Origin of the sequence: Colwellia sp. 6_MG-2023, from assembly GCF_030547765.1 — a bacterium.
GTDB lineage: Bacteria > Pseudomonadota > Gammaproteobacteria > Enterobacterales > Alteromonadaceae > Colwellia.
Window position 1 is genome coordinate 98,553 of record NZ_JAUOPP010000014.1, and the last position, 14,672, is coordinate 113,224.

At 36.4% G+C, this 14,672-nt stretch carries 15 protein-coding genes; 9 read left to right on the top strand and 6 right to left on the bottom strand.

Features of this window, described 5'->3' with window-relative positions:
• The first annotated feature begins 434 nt into the window (after positions 1-434).
• Genes Q4503_RS10665 through sodX form a run of 4 tightly spaced genes read left to right on the top strand, consistent with a single transcriptional unit; the run spans position 435 to position 1,627 of the window.
• The gene (locus Q4503_RS10665) at positions 435-863 is read left to right on the top strand and encodes a hypothetical protein (RefSeq protein ID WP_303602246.1); all 429 of its coding nucleotides are present in this window, start codon (positions 435-437) and stop codon (positions 861-863) included.
• 46 nt (positions 864-909) lie between these two features.
• On the top strand, positions 910-1,125 hold the full coding sequence (locus Q4503_RS10670; protein WP_215973211.1) for a hypothetical protein: 216 nt from the start codon (positions 910-912) through the stop codon (positions 1,123-1,125).
• Between the two features lie 4 nt (positions 1,126-1,129).
• Positions 1,130-1,309 (top strand): hypothetical protein, encoded by a 180-nt coding sequence (locus Q4503_RS10675; RefSeq protein ID WP_303602247.1) that lies wholly within the window; start codon positions 1,130-1,132, stop codon positions 1,307-1,309.
• Entirely contained in the window at positions 1,310-1,627 is a 318-nt protein-coding gene (gene sodX / locus Q4503_RS10680) for a nickel-type superoxide dismutase maturation protease (RefSeq protein ID WP_289847542.1), read from the top strand.
• Positions 1,628-1,666: 39 nt separating this feature from the next.
• On the opposite strand, the gene Q4503_RS10685 is transcribed toward sodX, so the two are convergent.
• The 3 genes from Q4503_RS10685 to metB all read right to left on the bottom strand — a co-directional run bounded on the left by Q4503_RS10685 (position 1,667) and on the right by metB (position 6,962).
• Entirely contained in the window at positions 1,667-3,055 is a 1,389-nt protein-coding gene (locus Q4503_RS10685; protein WP_215973213.1) for a hypothetical protein, read from the bottom strand.
• A 236-nt stretch (positions 3,056-3,291) separates the two neighbouring features.
• Positions 3,292-5,766: a bifunctional aspartate kinase/homoserine dehydrogenase II gene (gene metL, locus Q4503_RS10690; RefSeq protein ID WP_303602248.1), complete on the bottom strand. Its 2,475-nt coding sequence runs from the start codon at positions 5,764-5,766 to the stop codon at positions 3,292-3,294.
• A 26-nt stretch (positions 5,767-5,792) separates the two neighbouring features.
• Positions 5,793-6,962, bottom strand: a complete 1,170-nt coding sequence (gene metB, locus Q4503_RS10695; RefSeq protein ID WP_303602249.1) for a cystathionine gamma-synthase — start codon at positions 6,960-6,962, stop codon at positions 5,793-5,795.
• A gap of 314 nt (positions 6,963-7,276) precedes the next feature.
• Here metB and metJ point away from each other — a divergent pair, with 314 nt between their 5' ends.
• On the top strand, positions 7,277-7,615 hold the full coding sequence (gene metJ / locus Q4503_RS10700; RefSeq protein WP_215973216.1) for a met regulon transcriptional regulator MetJ: 339 nt from the start codon (positions 7,277-7,279) through the stop codon (positions 7,613-7,615).
• A 137-nt stretch (positions 7,616-7,752) separates the two neighbouring features.
• Here the strand turns inward: metJ and hemE are convergent, their stop codons facing one another.
• Entirely contained in the window at positions 7,753-8,820 is a 1,068-nt protein-coding gene (gene hemE / locus Q4503_RS10705; RefSeq protein WP_215973228.1) for a uroporphyrinogen decarboxylase, read from the bottom strand.
• 557 nt (positions 8,821-9,377) lie between these two features.
• Between hemE and Q4503_RS10710 the strand changes: the two genes are divergently transcribed.
• A complete protein-coding gene (locus Q4503_RS10710; protein WP_215973217.1) occupies positions 9,378-9,854 on the top strand; it encodes an acyl-CoA thioesterase in 477 nt (158 codons plus the stop codon).
• A 24-nt stretch (positions 9,855-9,878) separates the two neighbouring features.
• Positions 9,879-10,760, top strand: coding sequence for a S1/P1 nuclease (locus Q4503_RS10715; protein ID WP_215973218.1), 882 nt, complete (start codon positions 9,879-9,881; stop codon positions 10,758-10,760).
• Between the two features lie 16 nt (positions 10,761-10,776).
• On the opposite strand, the gene Q4503_RS10720 is transcribed toward Q4503_RS10715, so the two are convergent.
• Positions 10,777-12,009, bottom strand: coding sequence for a glycosyltransferase (locus Q4503_RS10720; RefSeq protein WP_303602250.1), 1,233 nt, complete (start codon positions 12,007-12,009; stop codon positions 10,777-10,779).
• A gap of 196 nt (positions 12,010-12,205) precedes the next feature.
• Positions 12,206-12,976: an FKBP-type peptidyl-prolyl cis-trans isomerase gene (locus Q4503_RS10725; RefSeq protein WP_303602251.1), complete on the bottom strand. Its 771-nt coding sequence runs from the start codon at positions 12,974-12,976 to the stop codon at positions 12,206-12,208.
• Positions 12,977-13,134: 158 nt separating this feature from the next.
• On the opposite strand from Q4503_RS10725, the gene Q4503_RS10730 reads away from it, so the two are divergent.
• Both Q4503_RS10730 and Q4503_RS10735 read left to right on the top strand, forming a co-directional pair.
• Positions 13,135-14,166 carry a WD40 repeat domain-containing protein gene (locus Q4503_RS10730; RefSeq protein ID WP_252727500.1) on the top strand — a complete coding sequence of 344 codons (1,032 nt, stop codon included), beginning with the start codon at positions 13,135-13,137 and terminating at the stop codon, positions 14,164-14,166.
• Positions 14,167-14,409 carry a SlyX family protein gene (locus Q4503_RS10735; RefSeq protein WP_215973221.1) on the top strand — a complete coding sequence of 81 codons (243 nt, stop codon included), beginning with the start codon at positions 14,167-14,169 and terminating at the stop codon, positions 14,407-14,409.
• Positions 14,410-14,672 lie beyond the last annotated feature (263 nt).

A 14,672-nucleotide genomic window follows, 5' to 3' on the forward strand; every position in this document is an offset into this window, starting at 1 on the left:
CAACCGGTATACCACTATTGATGATTAAGCGTTAACAATAAGCTTAATCATCACCTTGTATTCATTAGCTTACTTATTTTTCACAGCACTTAATCACGGCTTAACACTCAAGATATTAAGGTATAAATAAGCTCACGCCTAAATAGCTCTGTTCTTACTATCCCTATTTCATTTTACCAGCCTGCTAGCTAGTGAAATAGTTATACCAATCTCACTAACTAGGTGATCATTTCTACTTGCTAAAATCACCAACCACACCGTTATTTATTTAGTAATTAGAACAACTCGTTATTAAAATAAATGCTTTGTATTTGGCTATTTTTTCTATGTATAAAATTGTTCTCTTAATTAATAAAACTTGCAAACACAAACGAGAATGATTATTATTTGATTAATTCAATTTTACTATTACCCATATGTTCAGAGGAGTAGCTATGCCTCAATGGCAAGACCTATTACACCAAGGTAACGATAACTTTCATAATAAACAATGGAAGCAAGCTGAGTACTGTTATAAAGAAGCAGCTTTCCATCTAGACTCTTTATGGTCTGCTAATCCAAAAAATGTTGAATTATTAATGGCATGGATTTGTGCTATTCATAATTTATCGAGTTTATTTGAAGTACAAGATAAAGCTGAATTATCACTGCAATATTTAAAAATTCCTCACGAGAGGATGCTATCTATTTATCAGTGTAATGAATATTGTGAAGACACTAAACTTATCGCACAAAACGCCCTTAAAATAACGTTTATGCCTATTTTAATGTTTTCTAAAAGACACCCTGTTTGCGATACCTGCACCCAATCGTTAGCGGCATTCCAATCAGAAATAGCATTAAATCAGCAAATTATTCATTAACTAGCTGATCACAATTAAATTTAACAATAACGTAAAGGACCATTGAATGACAGCACACGCTTTAGGGATATTTTGTATTAGCTTATTCATATCTGTTCCTGTTTTTGCTCATGTGGGTCATGATCATTCATCCATATTTGCCAATATTATTCATTTACTATGGTTAGCACCAATTTTTGTGACGTTAGCGATTTTATACACTAAATTTTTAACCAAAAATTACCAAATGAAGCCATCGAAGAAACAATTAAAGGAGGAATAAAAATATGTATTACCAACTACTTAATAAGCTAGACAAAAGATTTAATTTTGCCAGAGTTTCAGCCCTATGCGCTATTCCTTTGAAAAATGATGCACCTATCAACGGTAAGCAAATGTCGCATTTAAAAGTGAACCATGTGCCGCTAACAGCTGAAGTGAACAGTTATGTGCTTAGTGCTAAGTAGATGACTTTCTTTGGCTTAAAATTTTGGAAAGTAACGGGGCACAGTATGTTCCCTCGTATCCCACAAAACAGTTATGTGCTTGTCGGTGAATGGCGTATTTTTAAAAGAATAAAGCACAATCAAGCTATTCTTATTAACCATCCTAAATATGGCTTAATAATAAAAACTGTCGCAGTTATTGATAAAAACAATTTAATTTGGTGTAAAGGCGAGAATGCCACTAGTATGACAATTGAAAAGCTAGGTCCTGTCAGTCAACAACAGATAATTGGTCGAGTTATTAAGGTTTTTACTAAGCCGCATACTGATATGAACTAGTATGTCACGCTAACAAACAAATGATGTACCAAAGCAGAATTAAGACAAACTGAACGATCGACTATCTTCTTTATTCCATAGTTTTTGATTGGTTTTAACAGAAAAATATTCATTCGCATGCCAGCATCGTGGTAATAAATCGAGCTGTTGTCTTTCATGGTAATTTGAAGCTAATAATTCAAGGATTTCATTAAGGCGTTCTTTGCTCAACGTCGCTATTTTTTTAGCTATCTGTGGAAAATATAAATTATTACTTTTTTTAACCGTTATATTGTGCCCATAACCAATAAACGTTAAATGTCGTGTTGCAATACGGCATAGAGGATTTTCGGGGGTTTCAGGATAAAGTCGATTAACAATAGCATACTCATAGCAATCTCCTAAATGACCCATTTCATCTTCTGGCATATAAACAATACCATAGCCTTGAGGGAACATACCGGTGATTTTATAAAGCGCATCAACCGCTTTTTGGGAGCAACTACCTAATTCAGCATTTTTATTTAATACCTGAAAAACTTGAGGTAATACCTTATAGTTGTAGGCTTCTTTCGTGGATAAAACAATAGAGACATAAATTTGAGGTACTTTTAGTAAGTTGCCAATCCCCTGCTCAGGCTTAAAACTGCTTTTAATTAACTTTTTGATAAATTGATGCTTAAGTTGTTCCTCAATCACAAATTGATCGCGTAGTTCTTTCGAATTTCCCGTATATTTCAAAACACCAATAGCATTAGATATATAAGAAAGTGTTTCTTTGTAGTTAATTTTTAGCAGCTTTTTTCTATCAGTAATATCTAAAATACGAAAACGATCTTTTTTACCATCTTCTCCACTAAAAATGACGCGCGCCTCAGGATGATGATGACCAATATTTTGTAATAACGCGGCCATCAAAAGAGGTATTCTAACAAGCTCAGTAAAACGCTCCCGCTCAGCTTCATCCAACTCAACAAAAGACTTTCCGTTAAATTCAGTTAAAACTTTCACAATATAAGGATCGTTTAATTCATTATCGAGTAGTAATCTATCAAGTAATCGTAGAGATAAAATTGCTTTATAAAGCACTTTATTTTGTTCGTTACAAACAGCAACTTTACTGCCTTCTGTTGGGCTAATCAATTGAATAGTCCCCAATAGTCGTGCTGTTTTTCGGTTACTTTCTTGTAGCGTATCACCTTCTGCCAACTCAATAATTTCACAACAAATGGATTGCAAATGATTATGACGTTCTATTTTTTCTAGCTTATGTAACGTGTCACTTTCAGTGCTAGTTGTCGAATGTGATTCTACAAATTCATTGTTATCAAAGTAATGTATTGCTCGTTCAAGCAAAGAATCATTTAATATACTGCGCCCATAAATCTTCCCAACTAAGAGCTGCACTTGATTAGTATAATGTGTTTGATTATTAGGAGCTTTAGGCATTACTTTATTATTTAATTATTGAATCAATAAATGATAGTTAATAATGCTAGAAAATACATAACTAAGCAACCAGAACAAAAGCAAAGAAACAAGTTCAAAGACTAACTCTTATAACGATTATTACATACCACTTAGCTTGTTTTTTTAAGCAATATTTAACATATAACTTAAACAGTATAGCATAGTTAATTTTACTTGATTTAGAGGGTAAACCTGTCTTAGCGCACGATAAGCTATTAGTTTAGCCCTTTTATTTTTACTTGATGTTGCTTATGCGCTAATTGCTGACAAATATTCACAAGATCTGAATGTAAACCACCTGCAGTAACATCTCGCCCTGCACCTGGCCCACGGATAATTAATGGATTTTCTTGATACCAATGACTACTAATTTGAAAAATATTGTCGCACGGTGTCAAATTAGCAAAAGCATCTGTTTGTGGTAATACTTCTAAGCTTACTTTCGCTTGAATATTGCCAGACTCATCTACATTTAAGCGCGCCACATAACGAATACAGCTTGCTTTTTTGTTAGCATCAGCTAACGCATCAGCAAAATAATCATCTAACTCATTCGCCCTTGCTAAAAATTCTTCTCGACCGATACGTTGTAAATTTTCAGGGACTAGGTTGGTACAATCAATATCATCAAGTGACAGCTCAAAACCAGCCATACGAGCTAGAATTAATAACTTACGTTGTACATCACGGCCTGATAAATCTTCACGTGGGTCGGGCTCTGTTATCCCTTGCTCAAGTGCATTAATAAGTAACGTTGAAAATGCGGTAGAACCGTCATAGGTTTCAAACAACCATGAAAGTGTACCCGAGAAAATCCCCGCAATGGCCGTAATGGTATCGCCACTATTATTCAAATCAGCAATAGCATAATTAATGGGTAATCCAGCACCAACGGTAGTATTACCTAACCATAAACTGTTGTTTCTATCTGCGGTATTAACCAAGTTATTGTAGTGCGCAGTATCTGATGAAGCAGCCCACTTGTTCGCACCAATAACGTGAATACCGCGCGTTAAAAAGTCTTGATAAAGTAAACTAAAATCTTCACTTGGCGTAATATCTACCACAATTAATTCATCATAAGGATGATTACTTAACCAAGATAATAATTCGTCGTTGTTATACGGTTTAGCTGCTTGCTTGAATAATGACAGTGCTTGATTCACGTCAATGCCATCGTTATTGATCAAGGCTTTTTTCGACGATAATAATCCAACAAGGTGAGTATTTTCTAAAGCATATATTCTATTTAGCTGTGCGGGTAATAACTCAAGGAAACGTTCACCAATATTACCTAACCCTGCAATAAGCAAACCTATGTGGCGAGAGTCTTTAGTCATATCATGATGAACTTTATTCAATAACTCTGTACTACATGGCTCAGCTAGTACAGCAATAACACTATGATTATTTTTACTGTTTACTAAAAATAGAGGTTGAGCACTCTTTAAAGATCGCTTAAAGCGCGCTTTAATATCGCCGCGTTGTGCAACGTTATGTCCAACCGTTGCAATAATAGCCGTTGGGATAAAAGTGACTTCAATATCGTGACTAGCTAACCATTGACTTAACGCTTTTTGCTGAGATTGATTGATAACAATAAAGCCTTGTTTAGCATCAGCACAAATAGGCGTAAATTCAACTAACGCTTTTCTGAATAAATTAGCGCCTAAGTTCTCTGTTAAGTCTTCAACCGAATCCCCAATAAAACTTGTTGATTTCGCTAAGATAAGATCATTTAAATAAGTTACTGAGAGTTCTTGTTTTGCAATATGGCCAAAAGTGCCGATTTCTGTACCGGCAACTTGTGAATCAAAGCTACTTGCTACGTGTAAGTGACAATGATGCGATAAGTTTTCATTAACCAATGGCATTAACGTTTTGGCATGCAAGACAGGATTACCTAAACGTCCTAGCTCTTTTGCTACACCATTTGGTAAGCGATGTAATTTTCTCGCATTAGGAACAACGCGCGGATCAGCGCTATAAATACCGTCAACATCGGTCCATAAAGTGACATTATGAGCACCCACTAACGACGCGATAATAGTTGCCGAATAATCACTACCATTACGGCCTAGCGTACAAGTTTTACCGCGACTATCACGACTAATATACCCTGTAATTACGGCTAACTTGCCAAACTGTAGTCGCGTTTTAAATTGTGCACTACTCAAGGCATGATCAACTGCACAATTTTGTTCGTTGTCTATCACGAGAAAATCACGGGCATCAACCGAGTTACTTGGGCAAATTTTTTCATTTAATAACGCTGATAATAAACGTGCAGACCACAATTCACCGTAAGCTAAAATATCATTTCTGTGCTGAATGATATCATTCGACAGCCAAGTTCTTAACTGAACTATATCGGTAGATAATAGTTGGGTAAGCTGCTTGGAACTTTTTTCATTTAATAAGGCATTGATAAGTAACAGTTGTTGTTGCTCTAACTCGCTCAACGCTGCTGTCAGGTCAGCACTGTCTGTGTGCGCTAATATGGCAAACAAACTATCGGTGGTTTTACCGTTAGCAGACACAACAACGATGTCATTGAGTTGGCAATTTTGTCGGATAATATCAACAACGCGCTCTATGCACTGCGCATTAGCTAAAGAGCTACCACCAAACTTATGAACGTTAACAGCATGTTTAGCTAATTTATTTTGAGGTCTTTGTGATTCTGTCATTTATTCTTCTACAAAATTATTATTTATTAACGCGTTTGGCTTTGTGCTAAGCCATGCGCTAAATCGCCCAAAATGTCATTAATATCTTCGATACCAACGGAAATTCTTACTAAAGAGTCGGTAATGCCAGCAGCTAGTCTTGCGCTTTCGGCCATACCGGCATGAGTCATTGTTGGCGGATGACAAATTAAACTTTCAACACCACCTAATGATTGCGCTAAAGTGAACAATTTGAGATTAGCGAATAATTTTTTCACCGACTCAACACCACCTTTAACATCAAAACTTAGCATAGCGCCAAAGCCTGCTTGCTGTTTCTTAGCAATTTCGTGTCCTGGATGATCTGTAAAGCCTGGATAATAAACTGACTCTATCGCAGGATGATTTTTTAGAAATTCAGCAACTTGCTCAGCATTTTCTTGATGCTGCTTTATGCGAATTGGTAAAGTTTTTAGGCCGCGTACAGCAAGAAAACTATCAAATGCACTGCCAGTAATACCAATACAATTTGCCCACCAAGCTAACTCATCACCTAAAGCCTGTTCTTTAGCCACTAAAACACCACCAACAACATCACTGTGCCCGTTGATATACTTAGTAGTAGAGTGAAAAACAATATCTGCACCCAATGTTAATGGTTGTTGTAAAGCAGGAGATAAAAAAGTGTTGTCGACAGCAACTAAAGCACCTACTTCGTGACTAGCCTTAGCTACTTCTTCAATATCAACTAAACGTAATAGTGGATTACTTGGGCTTTCAATTAGTACTAATTTAGGTTTTTGTGCTAATGCTTCTGTTAACGCCTGTTGGTTATTTTGATCAACAACAATTAACTTAAATTGACCACGTTTTGCTAAATGGGTAAATAGTCGAAAGCTTCCTCCGTAACAGTCATGAGGAATAACAACAAGATCATCAACAGATAGCAGCTGACAAATTAATAATACTGACGACATGCCAGTACTTGTCGCAATACCCACTTTACCTTGCTCTAATGTAGCGATAGCTCGAGCGAAGGTTGCTCGGGTTGGGTTACCAGTGCGAGAATAATCAAATTCACGTTTTTCATTAAAGCTTTTTAATGAATAAGTGCTAGATAAGTGAATAGGGGCAACAACAGCACCATGTTGTTTATCGGTATTAATACCCGCCTGCACTGCCGAAGTAGTAATGTTTTTAATTTTAGTATTCGACATTTTTATTCCTTATTTTCATTAACTAACACCATAAACTTATATACTCAATGTTTTGGATGTTTGGACGTCTATAACTCTAAACGTTTTGACTATTTAGGTCAAGAATTTTTAGACATCTAAACTTCTACTTGACTGGATTTCTGCAACCAGTAGAATTGCATGATTAAGAAGAAATAAGTATATGCTTCTATCTTTCAATTAAGCTTAATCAAGTTTTCATTAAGTGTTAATTAAATAATACCGTTAAATGCGTTTTTATAGTCATATAAAAATAATAATTAACCATTTACATTAATAGCTACAGAGGAATTTACATGGCTGAGTGGAATGACGAATATATTAATCCCTATGCCGAACATGGTAAAAAGAGTGAGCAAGTAAAAAAAATTACAGTCTCAATTCCTTTGCGTGTCTTAAAAGTATTAACTGATGAGCGAACTAGACGCCAAGTAAATAATTTACGCCATGCGACTAATAGCGAATTATTGTGCGAAGCATTCTTACATGCTTTTACTGGGCAGCCTCTACCTGATGATGAAGATCTCGCTAAAGATAATGAGGAAAAGTTACCCGCTAGTGTTCGTCGTATTTTAGAAGAAAAAGGAATTACCGACTTTAGTGCTTACGAAATAGATGATGACGAATCAATCTAAGTTCGATTGAGTAAATAACTAATCTAAAATAAAAAAAGTAGCAACCTCGATAGAGTTTGCTACTTTTTTTTGTGCTTCATTTTTTGTGCTTCATATAAGAGTAGCCAATATAGCTACAAAATTCGCAACAAGATAAGTTATCCGTGGTATGGCTTACTTAAACGATGCACCGACTCAATAAAGTGTCCTGCATGATCTGGATTCACATCAGGGTGAATACCATGGCCTAAGTTAAATACATGACCGGTACCGCCTTCACCAAAGCCTGCTAATATTTTAGATACTTCCTGTTCAATACGCGGTAATGGTGCATACAACATAGAAGGGTCCATATTGCCTTGTAAAGCAACTTTATCACCAACACGTGCTTTTGCTTTTTCTATATCAATAGTCCAATCAAGTCCTACCGCATCACAACCTGTCGCAGCGATATCTTCTAACCACATACCACCATTTTTAGTAAACAAAGTTACCGGCACTTGACGGCCATCATTATAACGCGTTAAACCGTCAACGATTTTATGCATATATTGTAATGAAAATTCTTTGTAATCACGTGGTGACAATACGCCACCCCATGTATCAAACACCATTACTGATTGTGCGCCAGCAGCAATTTGTGCATTCAAATATGAAATAACAGAGTCGGCTAACTTATCAAGCAATAAATGCAGTGTTTGTGGTTCAGAAAACATCATTTTTTTGATTTTAGTAAAAGCTTTTGAGCTACCACCTTCAATCATGTAAGTTGCCAACGTCCAAGGGCTGCCAGAAAAACCAATTAACGGCACGCTACCATTTAGTTCTTTTTTAATAGTACGAACGGCATTCATTACGTATTGTAATTCACCTTCAGGATCAGGTACGCCGATTTTTTCAACATCAGCTTTACAAGTAATAGGACGTTCAAACTTAGGTCCTTCGCCTGTTTCGAAATATAGGCCCAAACCCATGGCGTCAGGAATTGTTAATATGTCGCTGAATAAAATAGCTGCATCAAGTGGAAAGCGACGCAACGGCTGAATAGTAACTTCACAAGCTAAGTCAGCATCGCGACAAACTGACATAAAATCGCCAGCATCTTTACGTACTGCTCGGTATTCAGGTAAATAACGTCCTGCTTGTCTCATCATCCAAACAGGTGTGTAATCTACTGGCTGCTTTAAAAGCGCACGTAAATAATTATCATTTTTTAATTCAGTCACCAATAAACCCTCTAATTTATTCATTGTTTACTTACTTGAACTCCCCAAAATAGGAATAACAAGTAAATTATGCGCGTATTCTAGCACTCGTGGTATTTTGAATCTATGCGACAAATCAATTCATTTACGCTTAACATTCATCCCATGAAAAATATTTCAATTTAGTTACATTTCGCTAGACATTATTAATATGAATAACAATCAATCACTTAATCACTAAAAAGCATTAGTTATGCTTTATACGAAATTTATCGTCGAGTTTATGCTCTATTAAAGTTGTTGCAGTGATGAAAATGCTTTGCTATAAAATACCTGCGCAAACAAAGAAGCACTGATTAATAATAAAAATACTTCTGAGCATAATTAATAAGAAGCTTGATTAACAAGACCATAATGCGAGCATTTCAAGCCTTTCTCTTCGAGAAAGGCTTTTTTATTTGTGCTATAAAATGTATAGCTGAAAATTTATAGTTCAAATAATTATTCATTATTCCTTTCAATAGTATAAAATCGCCTTCATAGCACTTTCCTTTAATTTACGAAACTAGAGAAGAATAATGAATAGCCCACAACGTGATATAACTTTAAGATTTTTAGCTGAACCACAAGATGTAAATTTTGGTGGTAAAGTCCATGGTGGTGCGGTAATGAAGTGGATAGATTTAGCGGCTTATGCTTGTGCAGCAGGTTGGAGTGGTCGTTATTGTGTTACTGCTTATGCCGGTGGCATCCGTTTTATTTCACCAATTCATGTGGGTAGCTTGGTAGAAGTAGAAGCTAAAGTTATATACACAGGTAATTCATCTATGCATATTGCCTTAGAGGTAAATGCCTGTGATCCTAAATCGTTAAACCGACACTTAACGACCAATTGTATTGTTATTATGGTTGCCGTTGATCAAAATGGACAATCTGAAACTGTACCACAGTGGATTCCGAAAACAGAAGAAGATAAAAAACAGCATAGTACTGCAATAAAATTAATGGATATGCGCAAACAGATTGGCAGTGAAATGCAAATTTTCGCTCAGTAACTAGCTCAGTAATAAGCAAATTTAATGATGGCCAAATATATTGCGTTCACTATAGTTATTCTCGCTATTTTATTTAGCAAGCCAAGCTTTGCTTTAGGTAAACTTGGCCATCAACTTGTTTGCCAATTAGCATTTGAACATTTGCCAAAAACACAACAAAACAAAATAGCCGGCTTACTCAAGACTATTCCTGCTAAACATAAAAAACTTATTAATAATTTTAATCAGCAAAAAGCGAATAGCGCCATAACTTTTGCTAATGCTTGTACTTGGGCTGATACAATTAGACATTTAAAAAAGTTTAAAGCTTATAGTTCCTGGCATTATATGAATGTCCCTCGTTCACAAAATAAAGTTAATACAGATGAATGTCAGCAAAATTGCTTGCCTCAAGCAATTTTACAACACCAACAAGCCTTAGCACATACTCAAAGCCCTTATACATGGCAGCAAGCACAAACTTTATTGTTTTTAGGGCATTGGTTAGGTGATATACATCAACCTTTACATATTAGTTTCAAGGATGATTTAGGCGGTAACAAAATCGCCTTTGCTGATACTGATGCTAAATGCAATAACCTGCATAGTTATTGGGATCATTGTATTTTATATAAAGGAAAAGAAACTAGAACAAAGTGGCTGTCCTCATTAAGGAGCCAATGGAACAAAAGCCCTCAACCAAATTGGCAAAAGGAACAAGTTTGGCAATGGGCTAACGAATCTTTTCAAATAACGACAAAGTCGACTTTTAACTATTGCCACAAAGATAACCAGAGCGTATGTCGAAAGCCTCAAGGTAAAATAACCTTATCGCCTGATTACCTAAGCCAATATCAGCCAATTATGGAGCAAAGAATACTACAAGCCGCACAGCGCTTAACAAACGTATTGGCGGCTTCATTATAGTTGCTCTTTTCTTTGTTTATTGAGGCTTGTTCTTTTCTTCAATCCATTGAGACATATACTTAGTGCTTTTATGATGGTGATGGTTAAGCATACTACCAATAAAATTACGTTGTCGGTGTTGTTCTAAATTCTGTAGCAAGTTTGTTAAGCAAGCTGAAAGTGTTGAGAAATGCTGTTCTTGGTCAAATAACAATTGTGCATTCTGTTTGCCTAATTCACTCGCGCATTGCCAAGTGTCTGCTTCTTGATAAAGCTTTACTGCTGCATCAGCAATACTTTGTGCATCGTTTGCAACCGCTCCTGCCCAAGGTAACTGAGTTTCCATCCCTTCAATACCAATATTGGTGGTAACTGAAGGCGTTGAACACAACATTGCTTCTGCTAACTTACCTTTTATACCTGCACCAAAACGCAAAGGCGCTAAACAGACCTTCGCTGATTGCATGGATTTTATCGCGTCATCAACCCAACCTTTAACCAAAAAACCTGTTTTTACATCATGTAAATCGGTCGCTTTAGGAGGTGGGTAAGCGCCACATATATGAAGCTCCGCCTTAGGTAGCTGTTTGCGAATTAATGGCCATATTTGTTGTTTTAACCAAAGTACTGAGTCCCAATTCGGTGGATGACGAAAGTTTCCAATAGAAATAAAAGCTTGTCGTTGTTCGTAACTTGGGTTGTTCAGCATAAATTGCTCATCACTAAAAACAAAAGGTACGTAGTGCAATAAACTCTTATCTACCTTGAATAAATCCCCTAACAATTCAATTTCTTTCGGTGAAATCATTAAGGTAACATCGCAACGAAAAATAGCCGCAACTTCTCGCTTAGCTAAATCAGATGTTAATAAGTCAGTGTCTGTCATCTCACTATTTTTTTTATGCGCATCGTGTCTTGCATGGCGTAAACAAAAAAGATCTTCTGTGTCTAAAACTCTTAAGGCCTGCGGACATTGTTCGATAACACGCCAACCAAACTGCTCTTCCATCATAAAGCGGTCGAACATCACAACGTCAGGCGCAAGTGAGCCAATGAAATCATCAAAACTCGCACAGTTAAGCTTAATATCAACACACTCAACATTAAGCGCCATGAGATCAACCATATGATCGGTACGTTGCGCAGGGCTAGCAAATACGACTTGATAGCCTTGCTGCTGAAAAAAGAAGATAAGTTGCAGCATACGACTACCTGCCGCAGAAGAATTTGGCTCAGGCCAAACATAACCAATAATAAGAAGTGTGTTCATGTAAATCTAGGCGCTTTAAATAAAAAGGAGTATACACGCAGTTTAACATTGATGGCAGCTTGATATTATCTTCCTTCGAACATAAAAAAAGCCACTGATCGTTAATTAATGATCGGTGGCTTTTCATTCAATAGTAGTTATGCTGGTTACTGCTAACTTAAGCTAAGCCTGTAACCATGAAACTAACATTTATTTTCTATTTATCAGCAGGAGCTGTGCCTACTTGTGGTGCTGGCTCACTTTTTTGAATTTCTAATAACTCAATTTCAAACTCTAATACTGAGTTACCAGGAATGCGTGGTGGATTACCGTTAGGCCCGTAAGCTAAATCAGAAGGAATTGTAAATTTGAATTTAGAACCAACTGACATTAATTGTACGCCTTCAGTCCAACCTCTAATAACACGATTCAGTGGGAATACAGCAGGTTCGCCACGGTCATAAGAACTATCAAATGTTTCACCATTTAAGAAAGTACCTTTGTAATGTACTTTAACAGTATCAGTAGCAGCAGGCTTATCACCTTCACCTTCAACTAATACAACATATTGAATACCTGACTCAGTTACCATAACGCCTTCTTTTTTAGCGTTATCTTCTAAGAATTTTTGGCCAGTCGCTAAACTTGCCTCAGCTTCTTGAACAGCTATTTCTTGCTGCTTAGCTTTCATTGTTTCATCTAGCTTAGTCAATAATGTTGTAATTTCTTCTTGTTCCATTACTGATTTATCATTAATGCTATCAACAAAACCTCTAACGATTAAGTCTTTTTCTAAAGCTAAACCTAGTCTCTCATGCTCTTCTAGATTGCGTTGCATATACATGCCGATTGACGCACCTAAACCGTAGGCTTGTTTTTGAACTTCTGCTTCTAATACAGGTGCTTTAGCTTCTTCTTTAGCGCCTTCTTGACAACCAGCTACAGCTAATAATGCAACAGCAACTAAAGTGGGTTTAAAAAATTTCATTTATTTCTCCGTAAAAACATCACAATTGGAGAATCCCCCAATCCATCTATTGTCTTTTGTTTACACCATCTATTGAAGAATTAAATCCAAGATAAGGTTAAACAATTTTAAAAAACGCCTTATACTAACGAGAAATGCGCCAATAAAAAAGTATTAATATGTTGCTTAACTTTTCAAAAAATATAAAACATCGCTTAACGACGATAAAAGTACTGGCTGCATGCTCACTTTCTCTTCTATTTATGCAGGGCTGTACACCTTCTGTGGATAAGCCGATAGCTCGATACCTACATGCTGTTGAGGGAAGTTATGCGGCAGATATTTCTAATGACGGCAAATGGAGTGTAACCTCTTCAATTTATCATGGAATTAGTGTTTGGGATTTAGAAAAAAATGCCCTCACCTACCAATGGGCTCAACAACAGGACAGTAGTGACAATTTAGTCCTGACCATTGATATTAGTGATAATAATAGCCATGCATTAACTGCAAGCAGAGAAAATTTTGCTCTGTGGAATATCAAAACAGGCAAGTCTGAAGGGTATTGGAAAGTAAGAGAATCTACTATTCGTGATATCAGCATTAGTAATAATGGTGATTATTTACTTATAGGTAAAGGCAATGGCACGGTTCTTCATGTTACTGTTGATACTGGCAGACGATTAGAATTTTTAGGCCATAAAGAAAAAATAAATTCTGTAGATATGACACCTAACGGAAGAATAGCCATGTCTGGCGGTAATGATTTTACGGCTTACATTTGGGATACTGTATCAGGACAAGTTATTTATCAATTTAACCATACATCGCGAGTATCGAAAGTAGCATTAGATCCACAAGGTCGTTTTGCTTTTTCTGCCGACAGTATGAAGTCAGCCCATATTTGGGATTTAAAAACAGGTAAATTGATATCAACACTCAAAGGCACTAAACGCCAAGAAGTATTTAGCTCTATACAATTTTCTCCTGACGGAAAAACCTTAGTAACGGGCGCAGCCAGCAGTAAGGTGAGCGTTTGGAATGTTGACACCGGAGAACGCACTGCTTCGTGGCACGTTACGCCAAAAGAAGCAAAAATACCGACAGGAGCAGTTGTTTATAGCCTGGCATTTAGCGATAATAACACCTTATTAACCGAAAGCTCTTCAGGCTATGCTGAGCTTTGGCAACTCCCTAAAGAAAGCAATTAAATGACAGCTAACAAATCAGAAGAAAATGCTATCCAAATTCTTGAAGAACGTATCAATGCGCTTGAAACTCGAAACCTTTTTCAAGACGATGTTATTGAACAACTAAGCGCCGAATTAACCGTTCATCAAACACAAATTTCTGAGCTAAGAGAGCAAATTCAATTAGTTGCTAATAGACTAAAAGATTCAGGTGCACTAAATTCAGGTAAAGAAGAAATAGAGCCACCTCCTCCGCATTATTAAAAAATAATGCTAATGCACTGCATAATATCTGATAAGAGACTAAGATAGAGTAGGTAAGATAGAGTAGGACACCCATACTTTATACTTTCTTGAATAAATAAGAATTCCGGATAGAGTAGGACACCCATACTTTATACTTTCTTGAATAAATAAGAATTCCTGACTATGTTTATAGTAGGATAGAGTAGATAGAGTAGGACACCCATACTTTATACTTTCTTGAATAAATAAGAATTCCGGATAGAGTAGGACACCCATACTTT

Coding starts and splice junctions, on each gene's coding strand:
- Q4503_RS10665 (WP_303602246.1), top strand. CDS start 435: ATGCCTCAATGGCAAGACCTATTACACCAAGGTAACGATAACTTTCAT.
- Q4503_RS10670 (WP_215973211.1), top strand. CDS start 910: ATGACAGCACACGCTTTAGGGATATTTTGTATTAGCTTATTCATATCT.
- Q4503_RS10675 (WP_303602247.1), top strand. CDS start 1,130: ATGTATTACCAACTACTTAATAAGCTAGACAAAAGATTTAATTTTGCC.
- sodX (WP_289847542.1), top strand. CDS start 1,310: ATGACTTTCTTTGGCTTAAAATTTTGGAAAGTAACGGGGCACAGTATG.
- Q4503_RS10685 (WP_215973213.1), bottom strand. CDS start 3,055: ATGCCTAAAGCTCCTAATAATCAAACACATTATACTAATCAAGTGCAG.
- metL (WP_303602248.1), bottom strand. CDS start 5,766: ATGACAGAATCACAAAGACCTCAAAATAAATTAGCTAAACATGCTGTT.
- metB (WP_303602249.1), bottom strand. CDS start 6,962: ATGTCGAATACTAAAATTAAAAACATTACTACTTCGGCAGTGCAGGCG.
- metJ (WP_215973216.1), top strand. CDS start 7,277: ATGGCTGAGTGGAATGACGAATATATTAATCCCTATGCCGAACATGGT.
- Q4503_RS10710 (WP_215973217.1), top strand. CDS start 9,378: ATGAATAGCCCACAACGTGATATAACTTTAAGATTTTTAGCTGAACCA.
- Q4503_RS10715 (WP_215973218.1), top strand. CDS start 9,879: ATGATGGCCAAATATATTGCGTTCACTATAGTTATTCTCGCTATTTTA.
- Q4503_RS10720 (WP_303602250.1), bottom strand. CDS start 12,009: ATGAACACACTTCTTATTATTGGTTATGTTTGGCCTGAGCCAAATTCT.
- Q4503_RS10725 (WP_303602251.1), bottom strand. CDS start 12,976: ATGAAATTTTTTAAACCCACTTTAGTTGCTGTTGCATTATTAGCTGTA.
- Q4503_RS10730 (WP_252727500.1), top strand. CDS start 13,135: ATGTTGCTTAACTTTTCAAAAAATATAAAACATCGCTTAACGACGATA.
- Q4503_RS10735 (WP_215973221.1), top strand. CDS start 14,167: ATGACAGCTAACAAATCAGAAGAAAATGCTATCCAAATTCTTGAAGAA.